Raw genomic sequence first — 17,769 nt, 5'->3', positions numbered from 1 at the left:
GGGGCAGCTAGCGGGGTGCGAGGCGCGGTCAACCGTCGAAGGTCGCGCGCCAGACGCGGGCCAGCCAGCCGGCGTCGAAGGTGTGTCCGCCCGGATGCAGACAGTATTGCAGCATGGCATCCGCCCCCTCCCCCCGGGCGCAGTCGAGGTCATCCACGGGCGCCGGAACCGCGTCGTGCAAGGATCGGTCGTTGCGGTACATGGCCAGAACGGCGTTGACGTCGCCCTGCCGCGCGGGTCCGATCTGGCGGCCCGCGACGGGCACGACGGCGTCGGCGGTGCCGTGGAAATGCCAGATGACGGCGCCGGTGGGGCAGGTGGCGGGGGGTCCCTTCCAGAAGGTTCCCGACAGGGGCACGAAGACGGCGAAGGCATCGCCTGCCTTGCAGGCGGCGTTCCACACCATCATGCCGCCGGCCGAGAACCCGGCCAGCATGAAACGCTCCGGATCCATGCCGAAGCGGTCCACCACGTCGGCCTTGACCGCCTGAACGTAGGCCACCTCGTCCCGCGCGGGACGGCGGCCTTCGGAGGGGGCATCGGGGATCGCCCAGTCCTCGCCCGCGCTCTGCAACGCCACCAGCACCACACCCAGATCGCGCGCCATCCGTTCCAGCGCGGCATTGCCCATGATCCCCTCTGCCGTGCCGCGATAGCCGTGGGCGAAAAGGATGGCCCCCTGCGGCGGCGCGTCGGGCAGGCGGATGCGATAGGTGCCGTTCTCCACCGCGCAGTCGCTGTCAGGTCCGCAGGCCATTGCCGGAGCACCGAGCAGGCAGAGGAGGAGGATCAGGACGCGCATCGCCTAGCTCCGGGTTCGGGTCACACGCAACGTCGCGCGGGGCGGCCGCTCTTGTCCAGCCCGACGGGCGGTCAGGGCGCTTCCGGCGCAAAGCGCACAAAACGCTTTCCTTCCGCGCGTCAATTTGTATCTTGCTGCCATGACGAAGATCCGCCCCGTCCTGGACCTGCTTCTTATCCGCTCCTGAGCGTGCCATTCGGCGCGACCGCTCGGGAGGGGACGCAGCGCCGGAGAAACAGGACACCAGACAGGATCAGACCATGACCAAGCCCTCCGAAAAGATCGTCATCTTCGACACCACGCTGCGCGACGGCGAACAGTCGCCCGGTGCCACGATGACGCACGACGAAAAGCTCGAGATCGCCACCATGCTGGACGAGATGGGCGTCGACGTGATCGAGGCGGGGTTTCCCATCGCCTCCGACGGTGATTTCGCTGCCGTCTCGGACATTGCCCGGAACGCGGACCGGGCGGTCATCTGCGGGCTGGCGCGGGCCAACCTCAAGGACATCGACCGCTGCTGGGAGGCTGTGAAGCATGCCCGGCAGCCGCGCATCCACACCTTCATCGGCACCTCGCCCCTGCACCGCGCCATCCCGAACCTGACCCGGGATCAGATGGCCGAGCGCATCCACGAGACCGTCACCCACGCCCGCAACCTGTGCGACGACGTGCAGTGGTCGCCGATGGATGCGACGCGGACGGAATGGGACTATCTGGCGCGCGTGGTCGAAATCGCCATCAAGGCTGGCGCCACGACGATCAACATTCCCGATACGGTCGGCTACACCGCGCCCAACGAATCCGCCGAACTGATCCGCCGCCTGATCGCCGAGGTGCCGGGCGCCAGTGACGTCGTGTTCGCCACCCATTGCCACAACGACCTGGGGCTCGCCACGGCCAACGCGCTGGCCGCCGTGGAGGGCGGTGCGCGGCAGATCGAATGCACGATCAACGGTCTGGGCGAACGCGCGGGCAATACGGCGCTGGAGGAGGTGGTGATGGCGCTCAAGGTGCGCCACGACATCATGCCCTTCACCACCGGCGTCGATTCGACGAAGCTCATGGCGATTTCACGGCGGGTGGCGTCGGTCAGCGGCTTTCCGGTGCAATTCAACAAGGCCATCGTCGGCAAGAACGCCTTCGCGCACGAATCCGGCATCCACCAGGACGGGATGCTCAAGAACGCCGAGACCTTCGAGATCATGCGCCCGGAGGACGTGGGGCTGAACGCCACGTCGCTGGTGATGGGGAAACACTCGGGCCGCGCGGCGCTGCGATCCAAGATGAAGGAATTGGGCTACGACCTGGCCGACAATCAGCTGGTGGACGTCTTCGTGCGCTTCAAGGCACTGGCCGACCGCAAGAAGGAGGTCTTCGACGAGGACCTGATCGCCCTGATGCAGGACGAGGAGCGGCAGTCCGAGGACCGCATCAAGGTCGATTACCTGCGCGTCGTCTGCGGCACCGAAGGGCCGCAGGAGGCATCCCTGCGGCTGGTGATCGACGGTGAGGTCAAGGCGTCGGAGGCCACCGGCGACGGGCCCGTGGACGCCGCGTTCAACGCCGTGAAGGCGCTGGTGGAGCATCATGCCCGGCTGCAGCTCTATCAGGTCTCGGCCGTGACCGAGGGCACCGACGCGCAGGCGACCGTCACCGTGCGGATGGAGGAGGACGGGCGCATCGTCTCGGGCCAGTCCGCCGACACGGACACGGTGGTCGCAAGCGTTCGTGCCTATGTGAACGCCCTCAACCGCCTGATGGTCCGCCGCGAAAAGGGTGGCACCGACGGGCGGGAGATCAGCTACAAGGACGTCGGCTGAGGCGGAGCGCGGGCGGTCGGGGTCGTCCGCCCCCGGCGGTCGCCGCGAAAACGGCAGAACCTCGCGCAACCGGCGGCAATCCACCACTGGACCCCACCCCACCGAACCCGTTAGACGCACGCGAACCCCCGCGTGTCCGGCGCGCATAGGGGCTATGGGTACGGGGGACGAGACATGTCTATCTTCAGGTCGCTCTTCAGCAGCGATATGGCCATCGACCTCGGCACGGCGAACACGCTCGTCTATGTCAAGGGCAAGGGGATCGTCCTGAACGAACCCTCGGTCGTGGCCTATCACATGAAGAACGGCCGCAAGGAAGTCCTGGCCGTGGGCGAGGACGCCAAGCTGATGCTGGGCCGGACTCCCGGCTCGATCGAGGCGATCCGCCCCATGCGCGAAGGCGTCATTGCCGACTTCGACACCGCGGAGGAGATGATCAAGCACTTCATCCGCAAGGTTCACAAGCGGTCCACCTTCAGCAAGCCCAAGATCATCGTCTGCGTGCCACATGGCGCCACCCCGGTCGAAAAACGTGCCATCCGCCAATCCGTGCTGGGCGCCGGCGCGCGCAAGGCCGGCCTGATCGCGGAGCCCATCGCGGCCGCCATCGGGGCGGGCATGCCGATCACCGATCCCACGGGGTCGATGGTCGTGGACATCGGCGGCGGCACCACCGAGGTCGCGGTACTGAGCCTTGCCGACATCGTCTATGCGCGGTCGGTCCGCGTGGGCGGCGACCGGATGGACGAGGCGCTCATCAGCTATCTGCGGCGCCATCAGAACCTTCTGGTGGGCGAGGCCACGGCCGAGCGCATCAAGAAGGAGATCGGCACCGCCCGCATGCCCGAGAACGGCCGCGGCGAAGTCATGCGGATCCGGGGACGCGATCTTCTGAACGGTGTCCCGAAGGAGACCGAGATCAGCCAGGCCCAGGTCGCCGAGGCATTGGCAGAACCTGTGCAGCAGATCTGCGAAGCGGTGATGACCGCGCTCGAATCGACGCCGCCCGATCTCGCGGCCGACATCGTCGACCGGGGCGTGATGCTCACGGGCGGCGGCGCGCTGCTGGGCGATCTGGACCTTGCGCTGCGCGAGCAGACGGGTCTGAACATCTCGGTCGCGGACGAATGTCTGAACTGCGTGGCGCTCGGCACCGGCAAGGCGCTGGAATACGAGCGTCAGTTGACCCACGTCATCGACTACGACAGCTGAGGCGCGCCATGGCGCGGACGCGACCGGGCGAGGACATCTATCACCGGCCGCTGCGCCGGCTGCTTCTTGGAATCGTCGTCGTCGTGCTGATCGCGTTGATCCTGCTCTGGCGGATCGACAACCCGCGCGCCGAACGCCTGCGCGCCGCGATGGTCGACCGGATCGTGCCGAGCTTCGAATGGGCGCTGGCGCCCGTCACCTGGGCCGGACGCCTGATCGAGGATTTCGAGGGCTATGCCCGCGTCTACGACCAGAACCAGGAACTGCGCCGAGAGTTGCAGCAGATGAAGGCCTGGCGCGAGGCCGCGATCCAGCTGGAACAGGAGAACGCGCGCCTTCTCGACCTCAACAAGGTGCGCCTGTCGCCCGAACTGACCTATGTCACCGGCGTCGTGCTGACCGACAGCGGCAGCCCGTTCCGTCGTTCGGTCCTGCTTAACATCGGGGCCGATGACGGCATTCGCGACGGTTGGGCGGCGATGGACGGGCTGGGGCTGGTGGGGCGCATCTCGGGGGTGGGCGACCGGACGGCGCGGGTTCTTCTGCTGACCGACGGCAACAGCCGCGTCCCCGTGACGATCCAGCCCTCCGGCAAGCGCGCCATCCTCGCAGGCGACACGACGGCGGCGCCGGTGCTGGATTTCGTCGAAAACCCCGATGACGTGCGCGCGGGCGACCGGATCGTGACGTCGGGCGACGGCGGCGTCTTCCCGCCGGACCTCAGCGTGGGGCAGGTCGTGCGCGCGCCCGACGGCCGGCTGCGGGTGCGCCTATCGGCCGACACCGGACGGCTGGAGTTCCTGCGCGTCCTGCGCACACGCGAATCGCCGCGCATCGACACCACGGGCGCCTTGCTGCTGCCCGCGCCCGCGCCGATGCAGGGCCCACCGCCCCCGCCCGAGGGCCCCTGACATGGGGATGCGGTCGGTCTGGACCTATCGCGCGGTCTTCGTGGGTCTCTCCGCGGTCTACCTGTTCTTCGCGCTTCTGCCCTTCGGGGCGGGAGAGGGCGGCCTGCCCGGCCCCGACCTCATCTTCTGTCTGACGGCGGCCTGGATCCTGCGGCGCCCCGACTACGTGCCATTCTGGCTTTTGCTGCTCGTCCTTCTGGTGGCGGATTTCCTGCTGATGCGTCCGCTTGGGCTTTGGGCCCTGATCGTGCTTCTGGTGTCCGAATACCTCCGCCGCCGCGTCGATCACGGCGAAGTGCTCACGTTCTGGTCGGAGGTGGCGATGGTCTCGGCCTGCGTCGTGGCCGCCGTTCTGGCCGATCACGTCGCTCTCATGCTGCTTCTCGCCGAGACACCGCCCCTCGCAGGGCAGGGGTTGCATGCTCTGGCAACGATTGTGTTTTACCCCGCAACAATCGTATTCTCGCGGATGATCGGGGTCAGGCGGCTCGCTCCCGGCGAACTCGACAGCCTCGGCACCCGCGCCTGAGACGGTCCGACCCTTTTCATCTTCCGGAGATGCCATGAAGCGCAACATCCAGGATCAGGCCCTGTCTTCCCGACGGATCACCCGGCGCGCCCTCGTCATGGGTGGGATGCAGCTCGGGTTCGGTGCGTTGCTTCTTGGGCGGATGCGGCATCTTCAGGTCGATCAGGCCGACGAGTTCCTTCTGCTGGCCGAGGAAAACCGCATCAAGGTCCGGCTGATCGCCCCCGCGCGCGGGTTGGTCTACGACCGCAATGGTGTTGTGCTGGCCGGAAACGAACAGATCTACCGCGTCAGCATGATCCGCGAAGATGCTGACGACGTGGACGCCGTCATCGCGCATCTGCGCGGTCTGGTGAAGCTCGACGAGGAGACGCTTCAGCGCGCCCTGCGCGAGATGGACCGTCGTCCGCATCAGTCGGTCACCTTGGCCGACCGGCTGTCGTGGGAGGATCTTTCGGTCATCGCCGTCAACGTGCCCGCGCTGCCGGGGATCACCCCCGAAGTGGGGCTGAGCCGGGTCTATCCGCTGGGCCACGACTACGCCCACGTCATCGGCTATGTCGGCCGCGTCTCCGAGCGCGACATCGCCGAGGCGGAGGACCCCGATCCGCTGCTCCAGACCCCGCAGTTCCAGATCGGCAAGATCGGCGCCGAGAAGCAGCTGGAAGGGGCGCTGCGCGGAAAGGCCGGGGCCCGCCGTGTCGAGCAGAACGCCGCCGGCCGCATCATGCGGGAACTGGGCCGGACCGAGGGTCGGTCGGGCCAGGACGTGCAGCTGACCATCGACGCGGGATTGCAGAACTTCATCCAGGCGCGGCTGGGTCAGGAGAGCGCCGCGGCGGTGGTGATGGACGTTCGCAACGGCGACGTCCTGGCCGCCGTCAGCGCACCCAGCTACGACCCCAACCTGTTCGTCTCGGGCATCAGCGTGCCCGACTACGCCGGCCTGCGCGACAATGATCACCGGCCGCTGCACAACAAGATCGTGCAGGGCCTCTACCCGCCCGGATCGACCTTCAAGATGGTCACCCTCATGGCCGGGCTGGAGGCGGGCGAGATCGGCGGCGGCGACAGGTTCTATTGCGGCGGCTACACCAAGGTGGCAAATCGCCGGTTCCACTGCTGGAAACGGGGCGGACACGGCTGGGTCGATATCGCCAAGTCCCTGCGCGAAAGTTGCGATGTGTTCTATTACGAACTGGCGCAGCGCACGGGCATCGACCGCATCGCAGCCATGGCGCGCAAGCTGGGTCTCGGCACGGCCTTCGACCTTGAGATGACCAGCGTGAGCGAGGGGCTGGTTCCCGACCGCGCCTGGAAACGCGAGCGCCGGGGCGAGGAGTGGGTGATCGGCGACAGCTTGAACGCCTCGATCGGGCAGGGTTTCGTTCTGGCCTCGCCCCTGCAACTGGCCGTGATGACCGGGCGCATCGCATCGGGGCTCGAGGTCAATCCCCGTCTCGTCCGGTCGGTCGACGGCGTCGCGCGGCCATCCGGCGTGCAGGGTCCGCTGGATATTCCGCGTAGCCATCTCGATGGCGCGCGCAACGGGATGTATCAGGTCATCAACGCCGTCGGTGGAACCGGCAGCCGGTCAAAGTTCGACATGGCGGGGATGAAATGGGCGGGGAAGTCCGGCACCAGCCAGGTCCGCAACATCACGGCGGCCGAACGGGCCCGTGGCGTCGTCCGCAACGAAGACTTGCCCTGGGGCCGCCGCGACCATGCGCTGTTCGTGGGGTATGCGCCCTATGACGCCCCGAAGTATTCCGTGGCCGTCGTGGTCGAGCACGGCGGCGGCGGGTCGTCCGTCGCCGGCCCGATCGCGCGTGACGCCATCATGTATGCGCTGAACGGGGGTCTTCCGCCGCTCGGGGCCTATCCGGCTGCCGAGCGTGAGAAGGCCGACGAGGTGCTGTCGAGCCTCCGGCTGAACCCCACGGTCGTGCGCGGTCGCGTCAAGTCCGAGGTCTGACCCCGCCATGAGCTATCTTGAATACAACGTCGCCCGTGTCCCGGCCGGTCCGGGCAAGCTGCTGGCGCTCAACTGGGGTCTGGTGCTGCTGATCACGGCGGTCGCCTGCATCGGCTTCATGGTTCTCTATTCCGTGGCCGGTGGAAACTGGCGCTGGGCCGAACCGCAGATGCAGCGCTTCGTCCTGGGTCTCGGTCTCATGTTCGCGGTGGCGATGGTGCCGATCTGGTTCTGGCGCAACGTCTCGCCCGCGATTTACGGCGTCACGCTGTTGCTTCTCGTGGCGGTCGAGCTGATCGGTGCGACCGGCGGCGGCGCGCAGCGGTGGATCGAGCTCGGGTTCATGCGCCTTCAGCCTTCGGAGCTGATGAAGGTGGCGCTGGTCCTGATGCTCGCGGCCTATTACGACTGGCTTCCCGCCAACAGGGTCAGCCGGCCGCAATGGGTCATCGTGCCCATCCTTCTCATCCTGCTGCCCACGGCGCTGGTGTTGAAACAGCCCGACCTCGGCACCGCAATCCTGCTTCTGGCCGGCGGCGGGGCGGTGATGTTCCTGGCAGGGGTTCACTGGGCCTATTTCGCAACGGTGATCGGCGCGGCCGTGGGCCTCGTCACGCTGGTCATCAAATCGCGCGGGACGGCGTGGCAACTCATCAAGGATTACCAGTTCCGCCGCATCGATACCTTCCTCGACCCCGACAGCGACCCTCTCGGCGCAGGCTATCACATCACCCAGTCGAAGATCGCGCTCGGGTCCGGCGGATGGACGGGAAAGGGGTTCATGCAGGGCACGCAGGCCAGGCTGAACTTCCTGCCCGAAAAGCACACCGACTTCATCTTCACGACCCTGGCGGAGGAATTCGGCCTGATTGGGGGGATGTCGCTTCTGGCGCTCTATCTCCTCATCATCGCGTTCTGCGTCGTCTCGGCCCTGCGGATGAAGGACCGCTTCGCCTCGCTGGTCACGCTGGGCATTGCAGTGGCCTTTTTCCTGTTCTTCGCAGTCAACATGTCGATGGTCATGGGCATGGCCCCAGTCGTCGGCGTGCCCCTGCCGCTGGTCAGCTACGGCGGATCGGCCATGCTGGTCCTGATGCTGGCCTTCGGCATCGTCCAGTCGGCCCATGTCCACCGCCCGCGCGCGCAGGGGGAAGGGCAGCTGTTCCGACGTTGACCTGACGCTTTCGCAGACGAAAAGGGCCGCCCCGAAGGGCGGCCCCATCCCGTGTCATCTGCCTGCGGTCACTCGCGGTTGCCGAGGAACTGCAGCAGGAACATGAACATGTTGATGAAGTCGAGATACAGGCTCAGCGCGCCCATGATCGCGGCCTTCCCCAGCCATTCGGCGTCGCCGTGCACGGCGTGCGCGATGTAGTCGTTCTTGATCTTCTGCGTGTCATAGGCGGTCAGCGCCGCGAAGATCAGCACACCGATGGCCGAGATCGCCATGGCCAGCGGCCCCGACTGCAGGAACAGGTTGACGACCATCGCCACGATCAGGCCGATCACCCCCATGATGAGGAACGTGCCGATGCCGGACAGGTCCTTCTTGGTGGTGTAGCCGTAGAGCGACAGGCCCGCGAAGGCGATCGCCGTGATCAGGAAGGTCTGCGCGATGGATACGCCCGTGAAGACGATGAAGATCGAGCTGAGCGACATCCCCATGACCGCCGCGAAGGCATAGAAGACGATCTGCGCCGTGGCCGCGGACATGCGGTTGATCATGGCCGAGAAGCCGAAGACGAAGATCAGCGGTGCGAACATGACGAGCCAGCGCAGCGGCGAGAAATACAGCGCCTCGCCGAAGGACGTGATCATCGTGCCGTTGCCCATCTGCGCCACGGCCAGCGACGGATCGGTCGTCGTGGCCAGGCCCGACAGGGCCCAAGCCGCCGCGAACGTGATGAGCATGCCCACGGACATCGTGCCGTAGACCTTATTCATGTGGGCGCGGAGGCCCTGATCGATCTCCGCAGCGCGGGCGCCGGAAACCGAGCCGGTCCGCAGGGCGTCGAATTGTGCCATGTGGCTCCTCCAGAAGGATGCATGGGGTGGGGCGCCGGAATGGAACCCCTCGCCGGTCAATATCGGGCGCGAGGCGACGGTTTTCAAGCTGTCAATTCAAGGCGTTTTCGTGACTTTGATTGATATTCGCTATGGCGCAGGTGTTCTGCCTCAATGGTCAGGCCATTGCAGGTCGTGATGTCACCCATCTCCCCATTCGATTTCCGTCATGACCGACGGGCTGCTATCGTCGCCTCCGAAAGGAACACCATGGCCCGGAACCTCGACCTGACCGCCCTGCGGGCGTTCACCACCGTCGCCGCCACTGGCAGCGTGACCCGCGCGGCGGCTCTGCTGCACCTGACGCAGTCCGCCGTGTCGATGCAGGTCATCCGGCTGGAGCAGATGCTCGACGCCCGCCTGCTGGACCGGACCGCCCGCGGCGTGCGCCTGACGCCCGACGGGGAAAAGGCGCTGGCCCATGCCCGCCGGATGCTGACCCTGAACGACGAATTGCTCGACCGGATGCGTGACGTGGCGCCCGAAGGCGAGATCCGGCTGGGCGTGCCGCATGACATCGTGTCGCGCTGCATCCCCGCCGTCCTGCGGGCCTTTGCCGCCGATTATCCGCGCGTCCGCATCAGCCTGCTGTCGAGCGTCACGACCACGTTGCACCAGATGTTCGCGGAAGGCCGCTGCGACGTCATCCTCACGACCGAGGCCGCGCCACCCGCCGGCGGCACCGAACTCGTGCGTCTGCCGCTCGTCTGGGTCGGGGCGGAGCAGGGCACGGCCTGGACGCGGCGGCCCCTTCCCCTGGCCTTCGAGAACGCCTGCGTCTTCCGCACCCGCGCGCAGGATGCGCTCGATGCTGCCGGCATCCCCTGGGATGTGGCCATCAGTGCCGAATCGAGCCGCGCCGTCGACGCCAGCGTCAGCGCCGATCTGGCCTGCCACGTGGTCATCGACGGCTTCGACACGCCGGAAACCGCGCCCGTGCCCCATGGCGGCGCGCTGCCTGACATGGGCGACGTGGGCATCATGCTTCTGTCCGCGGATACCGGGCGCGACCCCACGCGCGACCGCCTGCTGGAGATCCTGCGCGACGTCTATGGCGCACTCGCCCCCGCAACGCGCCGTCCCTTGGTCGCGGCGTCCGGCGGGCTGGCGCGGATCAGATCGTGACGACCACCTTGCCCGTCGCCTTGCGGTCGCGCAGCAGGCCGAGCGCCTCCTCCACCCGTTCGAGCGGCAGGCTGTGGCTGATGTGCGGGCGGATGTCGCCGGCGGCATACATCCCGAACAGCGCGGCGATGCTGTCGGTGATGACCTTCGGCGCAAAGGTCAGCGTGCCGCCCCAGTAGAAACCGATCAGGTCCACGTTCTTGACCATCAGGTGATTGGCCGGAAACGTCGGCACCGTGCCGCTGGCGAAGCCGATGACAAGGTATCGCCCCCCCGGCCGTATCGCGCGGAAGGCGGCCTGCGCCGCGTCGCCTCCCACCGCGTCATAGACCACGTCCACCCCTCCGAGCGCCTTCAGCGCGCCGCGCAGATCGGGCGTCTCCGCGTCGATCAGATGTGCCGCACCGTGCTGCCCCGCGATGGCGAGCTTGTCGGCGCCGCGCGCCATGGCAACCACCTCGGCCCCCATCCGGGCGCCCAGGTCCACCGCCGTAAGGCCCACGCCGCCCGCGGCCCCCAGCACCAGCAACCGCTCGCCCGCCTGCAACCGCGCGCGATGCGTCAGCGCCACATGGCTCGTGGACCAGGCGACGATGAAGGCGGCGGCGACGTCGGACGGCATGTCGTCCGGCACGGGCACGGCCCGATCCGCCGGAAAGCACCCGTATTGGGCCAGCCCGCCATGTCCGCCGAAGACTGCGACACGAGTGCCGATAGCGGGCCCGGTCACGTCCGGTCCGTGGGCACTGACGGTTCCGCAGACCTCCATCCCCGGAACGAAGGGGAGGGACGGCGTGTCCTGATAGCTGCCTTCGATCATGAGAAGGTCGGCGAAGTTGAGCGCCGCCGCCTCGATCTCCAGGGCGACTTGCCCTGCGCCGGGGGTCGGCCGGTCAAGGTCGTGGACGAGGCCGGCGGTTCCGGGGCCGGTGACCTGATAGGCACGCATGGAGGTCTCTCCCTTCGGTTTCGGCCGATGTGGCCCGCGGTGGTGCGGGGACGCAAGACGAAAGGCGTTGACCGGCGCGCCCCCCGGTGCGACCCCCGTGCCATGGACCGAACCGCCGACCTGCCCGCCATCCGCGCCACGGCACATGCGCTGGCCGACGCCGCGCGGGGCGTCACCCTGCGCCACTTTCGCCGCCCCATGACCGTCGACAGCAAGCGGGACGATTTCGACCCCGTCACCATCGCCGATCGCGAGGCCGAGCGGACGATGCGCGACATCCTCGCCGCCCGCCGCCCGCACGACGGGATCCTGGGCGAGGAGATGGGCGCGACCCCCGGCACGAGCGACCTGACCTGGGTGCTGGACCCCATCGACGGCACGCGCGCCTTCATCTCTGGGTCGCCGACCTGGGGCGTGCTGATCGCGGTTCAGGACGCGGACGGGCCGTTCTTCGGCGTCGTCGATCAACCCTTCACCGGCGAACGGTTCGAGGGCGCACCGGACGGTGCCACCTGGACGCGAGGCGACGACCGCCGCGCCTTGACCGTCAGCGTGACCGAGCGGCTGGATCGGGCCACCATCCTCAGCACCTTCCCCGAGGTCGGCACGGCGGAGGAGGGCGGGGCCTTCCACCGTCTCGCCGCTCGCTGCCGCCTGACGCGCTATGGGCTGGACTGCTATGCCTATGCCCTGCTTGCCGCCGGCCACGTCGATCTGGTGGTCGAGGCGGGGCTGCAACCCCATGACATCGCCGCGCCCATGGCCGTCATCCGCGCGGCGGGCGGCATCGTGACCGGTTGGACCGGCGGGCCGGCCCACCACGGCGGCCGCGTCATCGCCGCCGCGAACCCCGCCCTGCACCGCGCCGCGCTGGAGGTCCTGAATGGCTGAGACGCTGATCCGCGGCGCGGCCCATGTCGCCACCATGGACGACGGGGCGGCCGGTAACGACGTCCTGATCCGCGACGGGGTGATCGCGGCGGTGGGGCAGGGGCAGACGACGCAGGGGCAGGTGATCGCGGCGCAGGGCTGCCTCGTGACGCCGGGCCTCGTCAACACGCACCATCACCTCTACCAGACGCTGACGCGCGCGGTACCGGCGGGGCAGGACGCGCTCCTGTTCGGCTGGCTGCGGACGCTCTATCCGATCTGGGCGCGGTTCACGCCGGACCATGTCGCGGTGGCGACGCAGCTCGGGCTGGCGGAACTGGCGCTGTCTGGCTGCTCCATGTCATCGGACCATCTCTATTTGTTTCCGAACGGGGTGCGGCTCGACGACACGATCCACGCGGCGGCCGAGGTCGGCCTGCGGTTCCACCCGACGCGGGGCGCCATGTCCATCGGCGAATCCGCCGGTGGCCTGCCGCCCGACGCCCTGGTCGAGGACGAGACCACAATCCTTGAGGATGCGATCCGCGTGATCGACGCCTTCCACGACGCCGCGCCGGGCTCGATGTGCCGGGTCGGCGTGGCTCCCTGTTCGCCCTTTTCCGTCAGCCGCGAGTTGATGCGCGACGCCGCCATCCTCGCCCGTGACAAGGGGGTGCGCCTGCACACCCACCTGGCCGAGAACGACGAGGACGTGGCCTTCTCGCTCGAACGCTTCGGCTGCCGCCCCGGTCAATACGCGGAGGATCTCGGCTGGACCGGCGATGACGTCTGGCACGCCCATTGCGTCAAGCTGGACGCGGACGAGATCGCGCTCTTTGCCCGCACCGGCACCGGCGTCGCGCACTGCCCCTGCTCCAACTGCCGCCTCGGGTCGGGTATCGCGCCGGTGCGCGCCATGGTCGACGCTGGCGTGCGGGTGGGGATCGGCGTGGACGGGTCGGCCTCGAACGACGCGGCCTCGCTGGTGGACGAGGCGCGGCAGGCCATGTTGCTCGCCCGCGTGTCGCGCGGGGCGGATGCGATGTCGGGGGCGGAGGCGCTGCGTCTCTCCACGCGCGGCGGTGCGGAAGTGCTTGGCCGCGACGACTGTGGCCGGATCGCGCCGGGGTTCCGCGCCGACATTGCCATATGGGACATGAACGGGGTCGAGGCCGCGGGAAACTGGGACCGCTCCGCCCTGCTTCTGGCCGGGCCGCGGAAGGTGCGCGACCTGTTCGTCGAAGGGCGGCAGGTCGTGCGCGACGGGCATCTGATGACCATCGACCTGCCGCGATTGATCCGCCGTGCGGAACGCCTGCTCGCCGACCTTATGGCCTGACGCGCGGCGCCCCGTCAGACGGGCGCTTCGGGGGGCACCCGGTCGCCCGTCGCCTCGCGGAAATGGCGGCGACACAGGCTGACGTAGCGGTCGTTGCCGCCCACCTCGACCTGCGCGCCTTCGGTCAGGGCGCGACCGTCGGGGCCCATGCGGATGACCATGGTGGCCTTGCGTCCGCAGTGGCAGATGGTCCGCACCTCGCGCAGGACATCGGCCAGCGCCAGCATCGCGGCCGAGCCGGGGAACAGTTCGCCCCGGAAATCGACGCGAAGGCCGTAGGCCATGACCGGCATGTCCAGATCGTCGGCCACGCGCGCCAGCTGCCAGACCTGTTCGCGCGACAGCCACTGCGCCTCGTCCACCAGCACGCAGGCGCAGGGCCCCTGCGCCAGCCGCGCCTCGATCATTGCGAAAAGGTCGGTGTCCGCGGCCCAGGTGTCGGCTTCGGCCTCGATCCCGATCCGGCTGGCGATCCGCCCCTTGCCCGCCCGGTCATCGAAGTTCGCGGTCAGCAGATAGGTCTGCATCCCACGCTCGATGTAGTTGTAAGACGCCTGCAAAAGCAGCGTGCTCTTGCCCGCGTTCATCGTCGAATAATGGAAGTAGAGCTTGGCCATGGCGCGCCCTCAGACCCGCTTCAGAAGGACGGACCCCACGGAATAGCCGGCACCGAAGGAGCAGATCAGCCCCCGGTCGCCGGGCTGCAGGTCGGCCGAGTGCTGCGCGAAGGCGATGATCGACCCGGCCGACGATGTGTTGGCGTAATCCTGCAGGATATTCGGCTGTTCCTCGGGCGTCGGCACCCGGCCCAGCACCTTGCGCCCGATGAAGTCGTTCATCGACTTGTTCGCCTGGTGCAGCCACATCCGCTTCAAGTCGTCCGCCTGCCACCCCTCGGCTGCCATATGGTCCGCGATATGCGACGCGACCATCGGCAGGACCTCCTTGAACACCTTGCGGCCGTTCTGCATGAACTGCATGTCGCGGCGGTCGTCCATGGCATCGCGCGTGCGGCGCAGGAAGCCGTCGTTGTTGCGGATATTGTTGGAAAACTGCGTCGCGCAGCGGGTGCTTTCGATCACGAAGCGGTCGCCCCGGGACAAATCCTCCCGCTCCAGCACCAGAGCGGTGCAGACGTCGCCGAAGATGAAGTGGCAGTCCCGGTCGCGCCATTCGAGATGCGCCGAGCAGATCTCGGGGTTCACGACCAGCGCGCGGTCGATCGACCCCGCACGGATCATGTCGGCGGCCGCCTGGATGCCGAAGGTCGCCGACGAACAGGCCACGTTCATGTCGAAGCCGAAGCCGCCGGTGCCCAGAAGCTCCTGTATCTCGATGGCGATGGCGGGATAGGCGCGTTCGTGGTTCGAGGCGGCGCAGATCACCGCGTCGACGGCGCCCGCGTCAACTCCTGCCTGCGCCAGAGCATCGGTGGCCGCCGCAACCCCCATCTCGGCCATCTGCGACGGCGCGTCGTCGGGGCGGGCGGGCAGGCGCGGATACATGCGGTCCGGATCCAGCACGCCGGACTTGTCGAGGACGAACCGCTGCTCGATCCCGCTGGCGGAGCGTATGAATTCGGAGCTGGAATGGGGGATCGAAGGGTCGGCGCCTTCGGCGTTGCGCCGGTCCGCATAGGCGTTGAATGCCGCGACCAGCTCGTCATTGGTTATGACCTGGCGGGGCGTGAAGACGCCCGATCCGGTGACGGCGACGTTGTTCATGCGGCTCTCCCCATTACCGTCGGGGATGGACGCGACAAAAGTCGAGGTCAAGAGCGACGCGCAATGTCAGGACGAACGGAAACCGGACCCTGCCGTCAAGGCAGGGTCCGGCATCGGCGTCCATGTCAGCCGCCAGTGCGACGGCGAAGGCCGGTCATTCGGTCGGCGTGACGGGAACGACGGTGGCATCTTCTTCGTCCAGGAGCGGTTCCTCGACGAGCGGGACGGTCCCCGTTTCCACGTCTTCGTCGACGACGACGGCGGGGTCCTCGACGACCACGGGGTCCTCGACCACGGGATCCTCGACGACGACTGCCGCCGGCTCGGCGGGTACCTCGGTCTCGACTTCGTCAGTGTTCAGGAAAAACGTGAACAGCAGCCAGAGCACGACGATGACGGCGATTGCGATCAAAAGCCATTTGAGCCAGGAGGAAGACCCCCCGCCGGCGGTGGAGGTCGTGGTGACCTTGGGGTCGCGATACTTGGGGTCGTTCTGGGCCATGAAGGTTGCTCCTTGAAATGATTTCCGGTCGGGACGGATATGCCGAGGCGTGAACTCCGCCCTTGGGGGTCGATGGGACGCTATCGCCCCGGTTGGAGGTCAGGCGTAATCCTGACGCGGTTTAAGGGTTGTAGGGCTTGTCATAGCGATAGCCGCGCACAGACTCGTCGCCGTAGTCGTATTCGGTGTCCCGGCGGCCGCGCACCACGTTGGTTTCGGCCATGTGGCGGCTGCGCGGAGTATCGACGAATTCATCGTTGAGCGTATCGAACGACTGCGCTTCGGGGTGGCGCATGATCTCCTTCACGCGGTCAAGGTTGCTGGTGTCGTCATCGTCGTCGACCCGCGCCGACACAATGTAGTCACCGCGACGGACGGCCTGTTCGTAGGTGTGCTGGTCATCCTCGGGCAGGCCAAGATGGTCGAGGTCGGTGCGATAGGATGCCTCGTCCCTATGGGTTCCGGCGGCCAGAGCATCGTCGCGGTCGGGCACGACCTTGACGTGAGTACCCAAGAGACCGGCTTCGGTCAGCTCTCGTCGGACCTGATCCGCGACGGCGTGGGTTCGGTAGATTGCTGTGACGTTGCGATGCATGGCGCGTTCCTCGTCTGTGAAGTTATGCCTGCAAACACGCCAGATGCCGGAATCGTTGCATCCTGACCCACCCGAGGCCGAAACTCGGCCGGATTCAGCGCAAAATCAGCGGCTGGACAGCAGATGATCGCGCCAATCCGACGGTCGCGGGACGGCAGCGAGGCGCGATTGGGGGTGGCACGCTCCGGATGCGATGGACGGCGGGCATCCGGACACAGCACCGGATGCTCGCAAACGCCCTTTCCTCACGGCGTCAGTTCGGCGCCCTCATAGTCGGTCGAGACCTCGATGTTTCCGGCGACGATCTCGTCGCGCAGACGGTCCACTTCGGCTCTCACGTCATCGGGAACATCCGGCGCAAGGCTGAGCGAGACGGCCTCGGGATTGGAAAGGCCGATCCTGACGATGGTATCCGGCTTCCACCCTCCCTCCGCTACATCCCGTGCGGCCATCAGGCCGGCCTGGCTCACATCCGCGATGGCGGATGCGACGAACACCTCCGGCTCCTCCTGCGTCCAGTCTCCCACGTTGCCGATCTGCCGCACGCCCTTTTCGCGCATGGCGTTGATGGCTCCCGTGCGCCCGGCGTTCAGCATGGTGAAGATGATGTCGGCACCGCCGTCGATTTCCTCGTTCGCCACCCTGTACGACAGGTCGTTGTCGTCCTGATCGCCCGCGAAGATCGTCAGGAACGTCGCCTCCGGATTGGTGTGCATCAGCCCGTTGTAGAACCCGCCCCGCCCCTTCAAGCCGGGCGTGACGCGGATGCCGGAAATGTGTCCCACGACGTCCGTTTCCGTCATCAGCCCTGCGGCGGCCCCCGCCAGCCACGCGCTCTCCTCTTGCAGGATGTCATAGCTCGACAGGTTGGCGCCGGTCACGTCGCCCTGGACCACGACGAACTTCACAGCTGGAAACTCCGGCGCGACGGTCTGCGCCGCCTCGTTGTTCTGTCCGCCATGCGCAATCACGAGGTCCGGGCCTTCGGCGGCCAATGTTCGCAATGCTTCCATCAGAAGCTCGGGCTTCGGCTTCACCCCGTCGATATAGGCGGTCGTGGCGCCCAGTTCCCGCTCGATGGCCATCAGGCCGTCATAGCCGGCTTCCATGAACCCGTTGTCGTCGATCTGACCGGGAATGAGCATCGCCACCGACAGCGCGTCGTTCCCTTGGGCGACCGCTGCCGAACCCATGGTCATGGCCAAAGCCGCGGTTGCCAGAAACGCCGTCCGGCGCGTAATCGGTTCATCTGACTGCATCGTCGCATCCTCCCTGTAGTGACGTAGGGGAAACCTTACGTCGATCGGGTCGAGGGAGATTAGGGGCGATTCACCAACAGGTCCTTCGTT

At 67.4% G+C, this 17,769-nt stretch carries 17 protein-coding genes; 9 read left to right on the top strand and 8 right to left on the bottom strand.

Going from position 1 to position 17,769, the window contains the following annotated elements; all coding sequences use genetic code 11:
- Positions 1-28 precede the first annotated feature (28 nt).
- Positions 29-802, bottom strand: coding sequence for a CE1 family esterase (locus JAN5088_RS04470; protein WP_055681599.1), 774 nt, complete (start codon positions 800-802; stop codon positions 29-31).
- A 260-nt stretch (positions 803-1,062) separates the two neighbouring features.
- Between JAN5088_RS04470 and JAN5088_RS04465 the strand changes: the two genes are divergently transcribed.
- From JAN5088_RS04465 to rodA, 6 genes are all read left to right on the top strand, one after another.
- Complete coding sequence (locus tag JAN5088_RS04465; protein WP_055681598.1) at positions 1,063-2,625, top strand: 2-isopropylmalate synthase; 1,563 nt, start codon at positions 1,063-1,065, stop codon at positions 2,623-2,625.
- A 174-nt stretch (positions 2,626-2,799) separates the two neighbouring features.
- Positions 2,800-3,837, top strand: coding sequence for a rod shape-determining protein (locus tag JAN5088_RS04460; RefSeq protein ID WP_055681597.1), 1,038 nt, complete (start codon positions 2,800-2,802; stop codon positions 3,835-3,837).
- An 8-nt stretch (positions 3,838-3,845) separates the two neighbouring features.
- The gene (gene mreC, locus JAN5088_RS04455; RefSeq protein WP_055681596.1) at positions 3,846-4,748 is read left to right on the top strand and encodes a rod shape-determining protein MreC; all 903 of its coding nucleotides are present in this window, start codon (positions 3,846-3,848) and stop codon (positions 4,746-4,748) included.
- A gap of 1 nt (position 4,749) precedes the next feature.
- The gene (locus tag JAN5088_RS04450) at positions 4,750-5,277 is read left to right on the top strand and encodes a hypothetical protein (RefSeq protein ID WP_055681595.1); all 528 of its coding nucleotides are present in this window, start codon (positions 4,750-4,752) and stop codon (positions 5,275-5,277) included.
- A 34-nt stretch (positions 5,278-5,311) separates the two neighbouring features.
- Positions 5,312-7,252: a penicillin-binding protein 2 gene (mrdA, locus tag JAN5088_RS04445; protein ID WP_055681594.1), complete on the top strand. Its 1,941-nt coding sequence runs from the start codon at positions 5,312-5,314 to the stop codon at positions 7,250-7,252.
- A gap of 7 nt (positions 7,253-7,259) precedes the next feature.
- Positions 7,260-8,426 carry a rod shape-determining protein RodA gene (gene rodA, locus JAN5088_RS04440; protein WP_055681593.1) on the top strand — a complete coding sequence of 389 codons (1,167 nt, stop codon included), beginning with the start codon at positions 7,260-7,262 and terminating at the stop codon, positions 8,424-8,426.
- Between the two features lie 68 nt (positions 8,427-8,494).
- Here rodA and JAN5088_RS04435 read toward each other — a convergent pair whose 3' ends face one another.
- Positions 8,495-9,277 (bottom strand): Bax inhibitor-1/YccA family protein, encoded by a 783-nt coding sequence (locus JAN5088_RS04435; RefSeq protein ID WP_055681592.1) that lies wholly within the window; start codon positions 9,275-9,277, stop codon positions 8,495-8,497.
- A 249-nt stretch (positions 9,278-9,526) separates the two neighbouring features.
- Between JAN5088_RS04435 and JAN5088_RS04430 the strand changes: the two genes are divergently transcribed.
- Entirely contained in the window at positions 9,527-10,441 is a 915-nt protein-coding gene (locus JAN5088_RS04430; protein WP_055681591.1) for a LysR family transcriptional regulator, read from the top strand.
- Here JAN5088_RS04430 and JAN5088_RS04425 read toward each other — a convergent pair.
- A complete protein-coding gene (locus JAN5088_RS04425; RefSeq protein WP_055681590.1) occupies positions 10,431-11,390 on the bottom strand; it encodes an NADPH:quinone oxidoreductase family protein in 960 nt (319 codons plus the stop codon). The two genes, JAN5088_RS04430 and JAN5088_RS04425, sit on opposite strands and share 11 nt — an antisense overlap.
- A gap of 102 nt (positions 11,391-11,492) precedes the next feature.
- Here JAN5088_RS04425 and hisN point away from each other — a divergent pair, with 102 nt between their 5' ends.
- Complete coding sequence (gene hisN / locus JAN5088_RS04420) at positions 11,493-12,281, top strand: histidinol-phosphatase (protein ID WP_055681688.1); 789 nt, start codon at positions 11,493-11,495, stop codon at positions 12,279-12,281.
- The gene (locus JAN5088_RS04415) at positions 12,274-13,599 is read left to right on the top strand and encodes an 8-oxoguanine deaminase (protein WP_055681589.1); all 1,326 of its coding nucleotides are present in this window, start codon (positions 12,274-12,276) and stop codon (positions 13,597-13,599) included. Before hisN ends, JAN5088_RS04415 begins: the two co-directional genes overlap by 8 nt.
- Positions 13,600-13,613: 14 nt before the next feature.
- Here JAN5088_RS04415 and JAN5088_RS04410 read toward each other — a convergent pair whose 3' ends face one another.
- The 5 genes from JAN5088_RS04410 to JAN5088_RS04390 form a co-directional block, all read right to left on the bottom strand.
- Complete coding sequence (locus JAN5088_RS04410) at positions 13,614-14,216, bottom strand: thymidine kinase (protein WP_055681588.1); 603 nt, start codon at positions 14,214-14,216, stop codon at positions 13,614-13,616.
- 9 nt (positions 14,217-14,225) lie between these two features.
- A complete protein-coding gene (locus JAN5088_RS04405) occupies positions 14,226-15,323 on the bottom strand; it encodes a beta-ketoacyl-ACP synthase III (RefSeq protein ID WP_055681587.1) in 1,098 nt (365 codons plus the stop codon).
- A gap of 154 nt (positions 15,324-15,477) precedes the next feature.
- Entirely contained in the window at positions 15,478-15,825 is a 348-nt protein-coding gene (locus tag JAN5088_RS18845) for a tripartite tricarboxylate transporter TctB family protein (RefSeq protein ID WP_055681586.1), read from the bottom strand.
- A gap of 121 nt (positions 15,826-15,946) precedes the next feature.
- Positions 15,947-16,420 (bottom strand): hypothetical protein, encoded by a 474-nt coding sequence (locus JAN5088_RS04395; protein ID WP_055681585.1) that lies wholly within the window; start codon positions 16,418-16,420, stop codon positions 15,947-15,949.
- A 245-nt stretch (positions 16,421-16,665) separates the two neighbouring features.
- Positions 16,666-17,679: a BMP family protein gene (locus JAN5088_RS04390; RefSeq protein ID WP_055681584.1), complete on the bottom strand. Its 1,014-nt coding sequence runs from the start codon at positions 17,677-17,679 to the stop codon at positions 16,666-16,668.
- Positions 17,680-17,769: the final 90 nt, after the last annotated feature.

It is taken from the genome of Jannaschia rubra (assembly GCF_001403735.1).
Lineage (GTDB): Bacteria > Pseudomonadota > Alphaproteobacteria > Rhodobacterales > Rhodobacteraceae > Jannaschia > Jannaschia rubra.
The sequence above is the reverse complement of the archived record's forward strand: the minus strand, read 5'-3'. Positions and strand labels throughout refer to the sequence as shown.

Bases quoted from the DNA above. Each gene is read 5' to 3' on its own strand.
- JAN5088_RS04470 (WP_055681599.1), bottom strand. From the start codon at position 802: ATGCGCGTCCTGATCCTCCTCCTCTGCCTGCTCGGTGCTCCGGCAATG.
- JAN5088_RS04465 (WP_055681598.1), top strand. From the start codon at position 1,063: ATGACCAAGCCCTCCGAAAAGATCGTCATCTTCGACACCACGCTGCGC.
- JAN5088_RS04460 (WP_055681597.1), top strand. From the start codon at position 2,800: ATGTCTATCTTCAGGTCGCTCTTCAGCAGCGATATGGCCATCGACCTC.
- mreC (WP_055681596.1), top strand. From the start codon at position 3,846: ATGGCGCGGACGCGACCGGGCGAGGACATCTATCACCGGCCGCTGCGC.
- JAN5088_RS04450 (WP_055681595.1), top strand. From the start codon at position 4,750: ATGGGGATGCGGTCGGTCTGGACCTATCGCGCGGTCTTCGTGGGTCTC.
- mrdA (WP_055681594.1), top strand. From the start codon at position 5,312: ATGAAGCGCAACATCCAGGATCAGGCCCTGTCTTCCCGACGGATCACC.
- rodA (WP_055681593.1), top strand. From the start codon at position 7,260: ATGAGCTATCTTGAATACAACGTCGCCCGTGTCCCGGCCGGTCCGGGC.
- JAN5088_RS04435 (WP_055681592.1), bottom strand. From the start codon at position 9,277: ATGGCACAATTCGACGCCCTGCGGACCGGCTCGGTTTCCGGCGCCCGC.
- JAN5088_RS04430 (WP_055681591.1), top strand. From the start codon at position 9,527: ATGGCCCGGAACCTCGACCTGACCGCCCTGCGGGCGTTCACCACCGTC.
- JAN5088_RS04425 (WP_055681590.1), bottom strand. From the start codon at position 11,390: ATGCGTGCCTATCAGGTCACCGGCCCCGGAACCGCCGGCCTCGTCCAC.
- hisN (WP_055681688.1), top strand. From the start codon at position 11,493: ATGGACCGAACCGCCGACCTGCCCGCCATCCGCGCCACGGCACATGCG.
- JAN5088_RS04415 (WP_055681589.1), top strand. From the start codon at position 12,274: ATGGCTGAGACGCTGATCCGCGGCGCGGCCCATGTCGCCACCATGGAC.
- JAN5088_RS04410 (WP_055681588.1), bottom strand. From the start codon at position 14,216: ATGGCCAAGCTCTACTTCCATTATTCGACGATGAACGCGGGCAAGAGC.
- JAN5088_RS04405 (WP_055681587.1), bottom strand. From the start codon at position 15,323: ATGAACAACGTCGCCGTCACCGGATCGGGCGTCTTCACGCCCCGCCAG.
- JAN5088_RS18845 (WP_055681586.1), bottom strand. From the start codon at position 15,825: ATGGCCCAGAACGACCCCAAGTATCGCGACCCCAAGGTCACCACGACC.
- JAN5088_RS04395 (WP_055681585.1), bottom strand. From the start codon at position 16,420: ATGCATCGCAACGTCACAGCAATCTACCGAACCCACGCCGTCGCGGAT.
- JAN5088_RS04390 (WP_055681584.1), bottom strand. From the start codon at position 17,679: ATGCAGTCAGATGAACCGATTACGCGCCGGACGGCGTTTCTGGCAACC.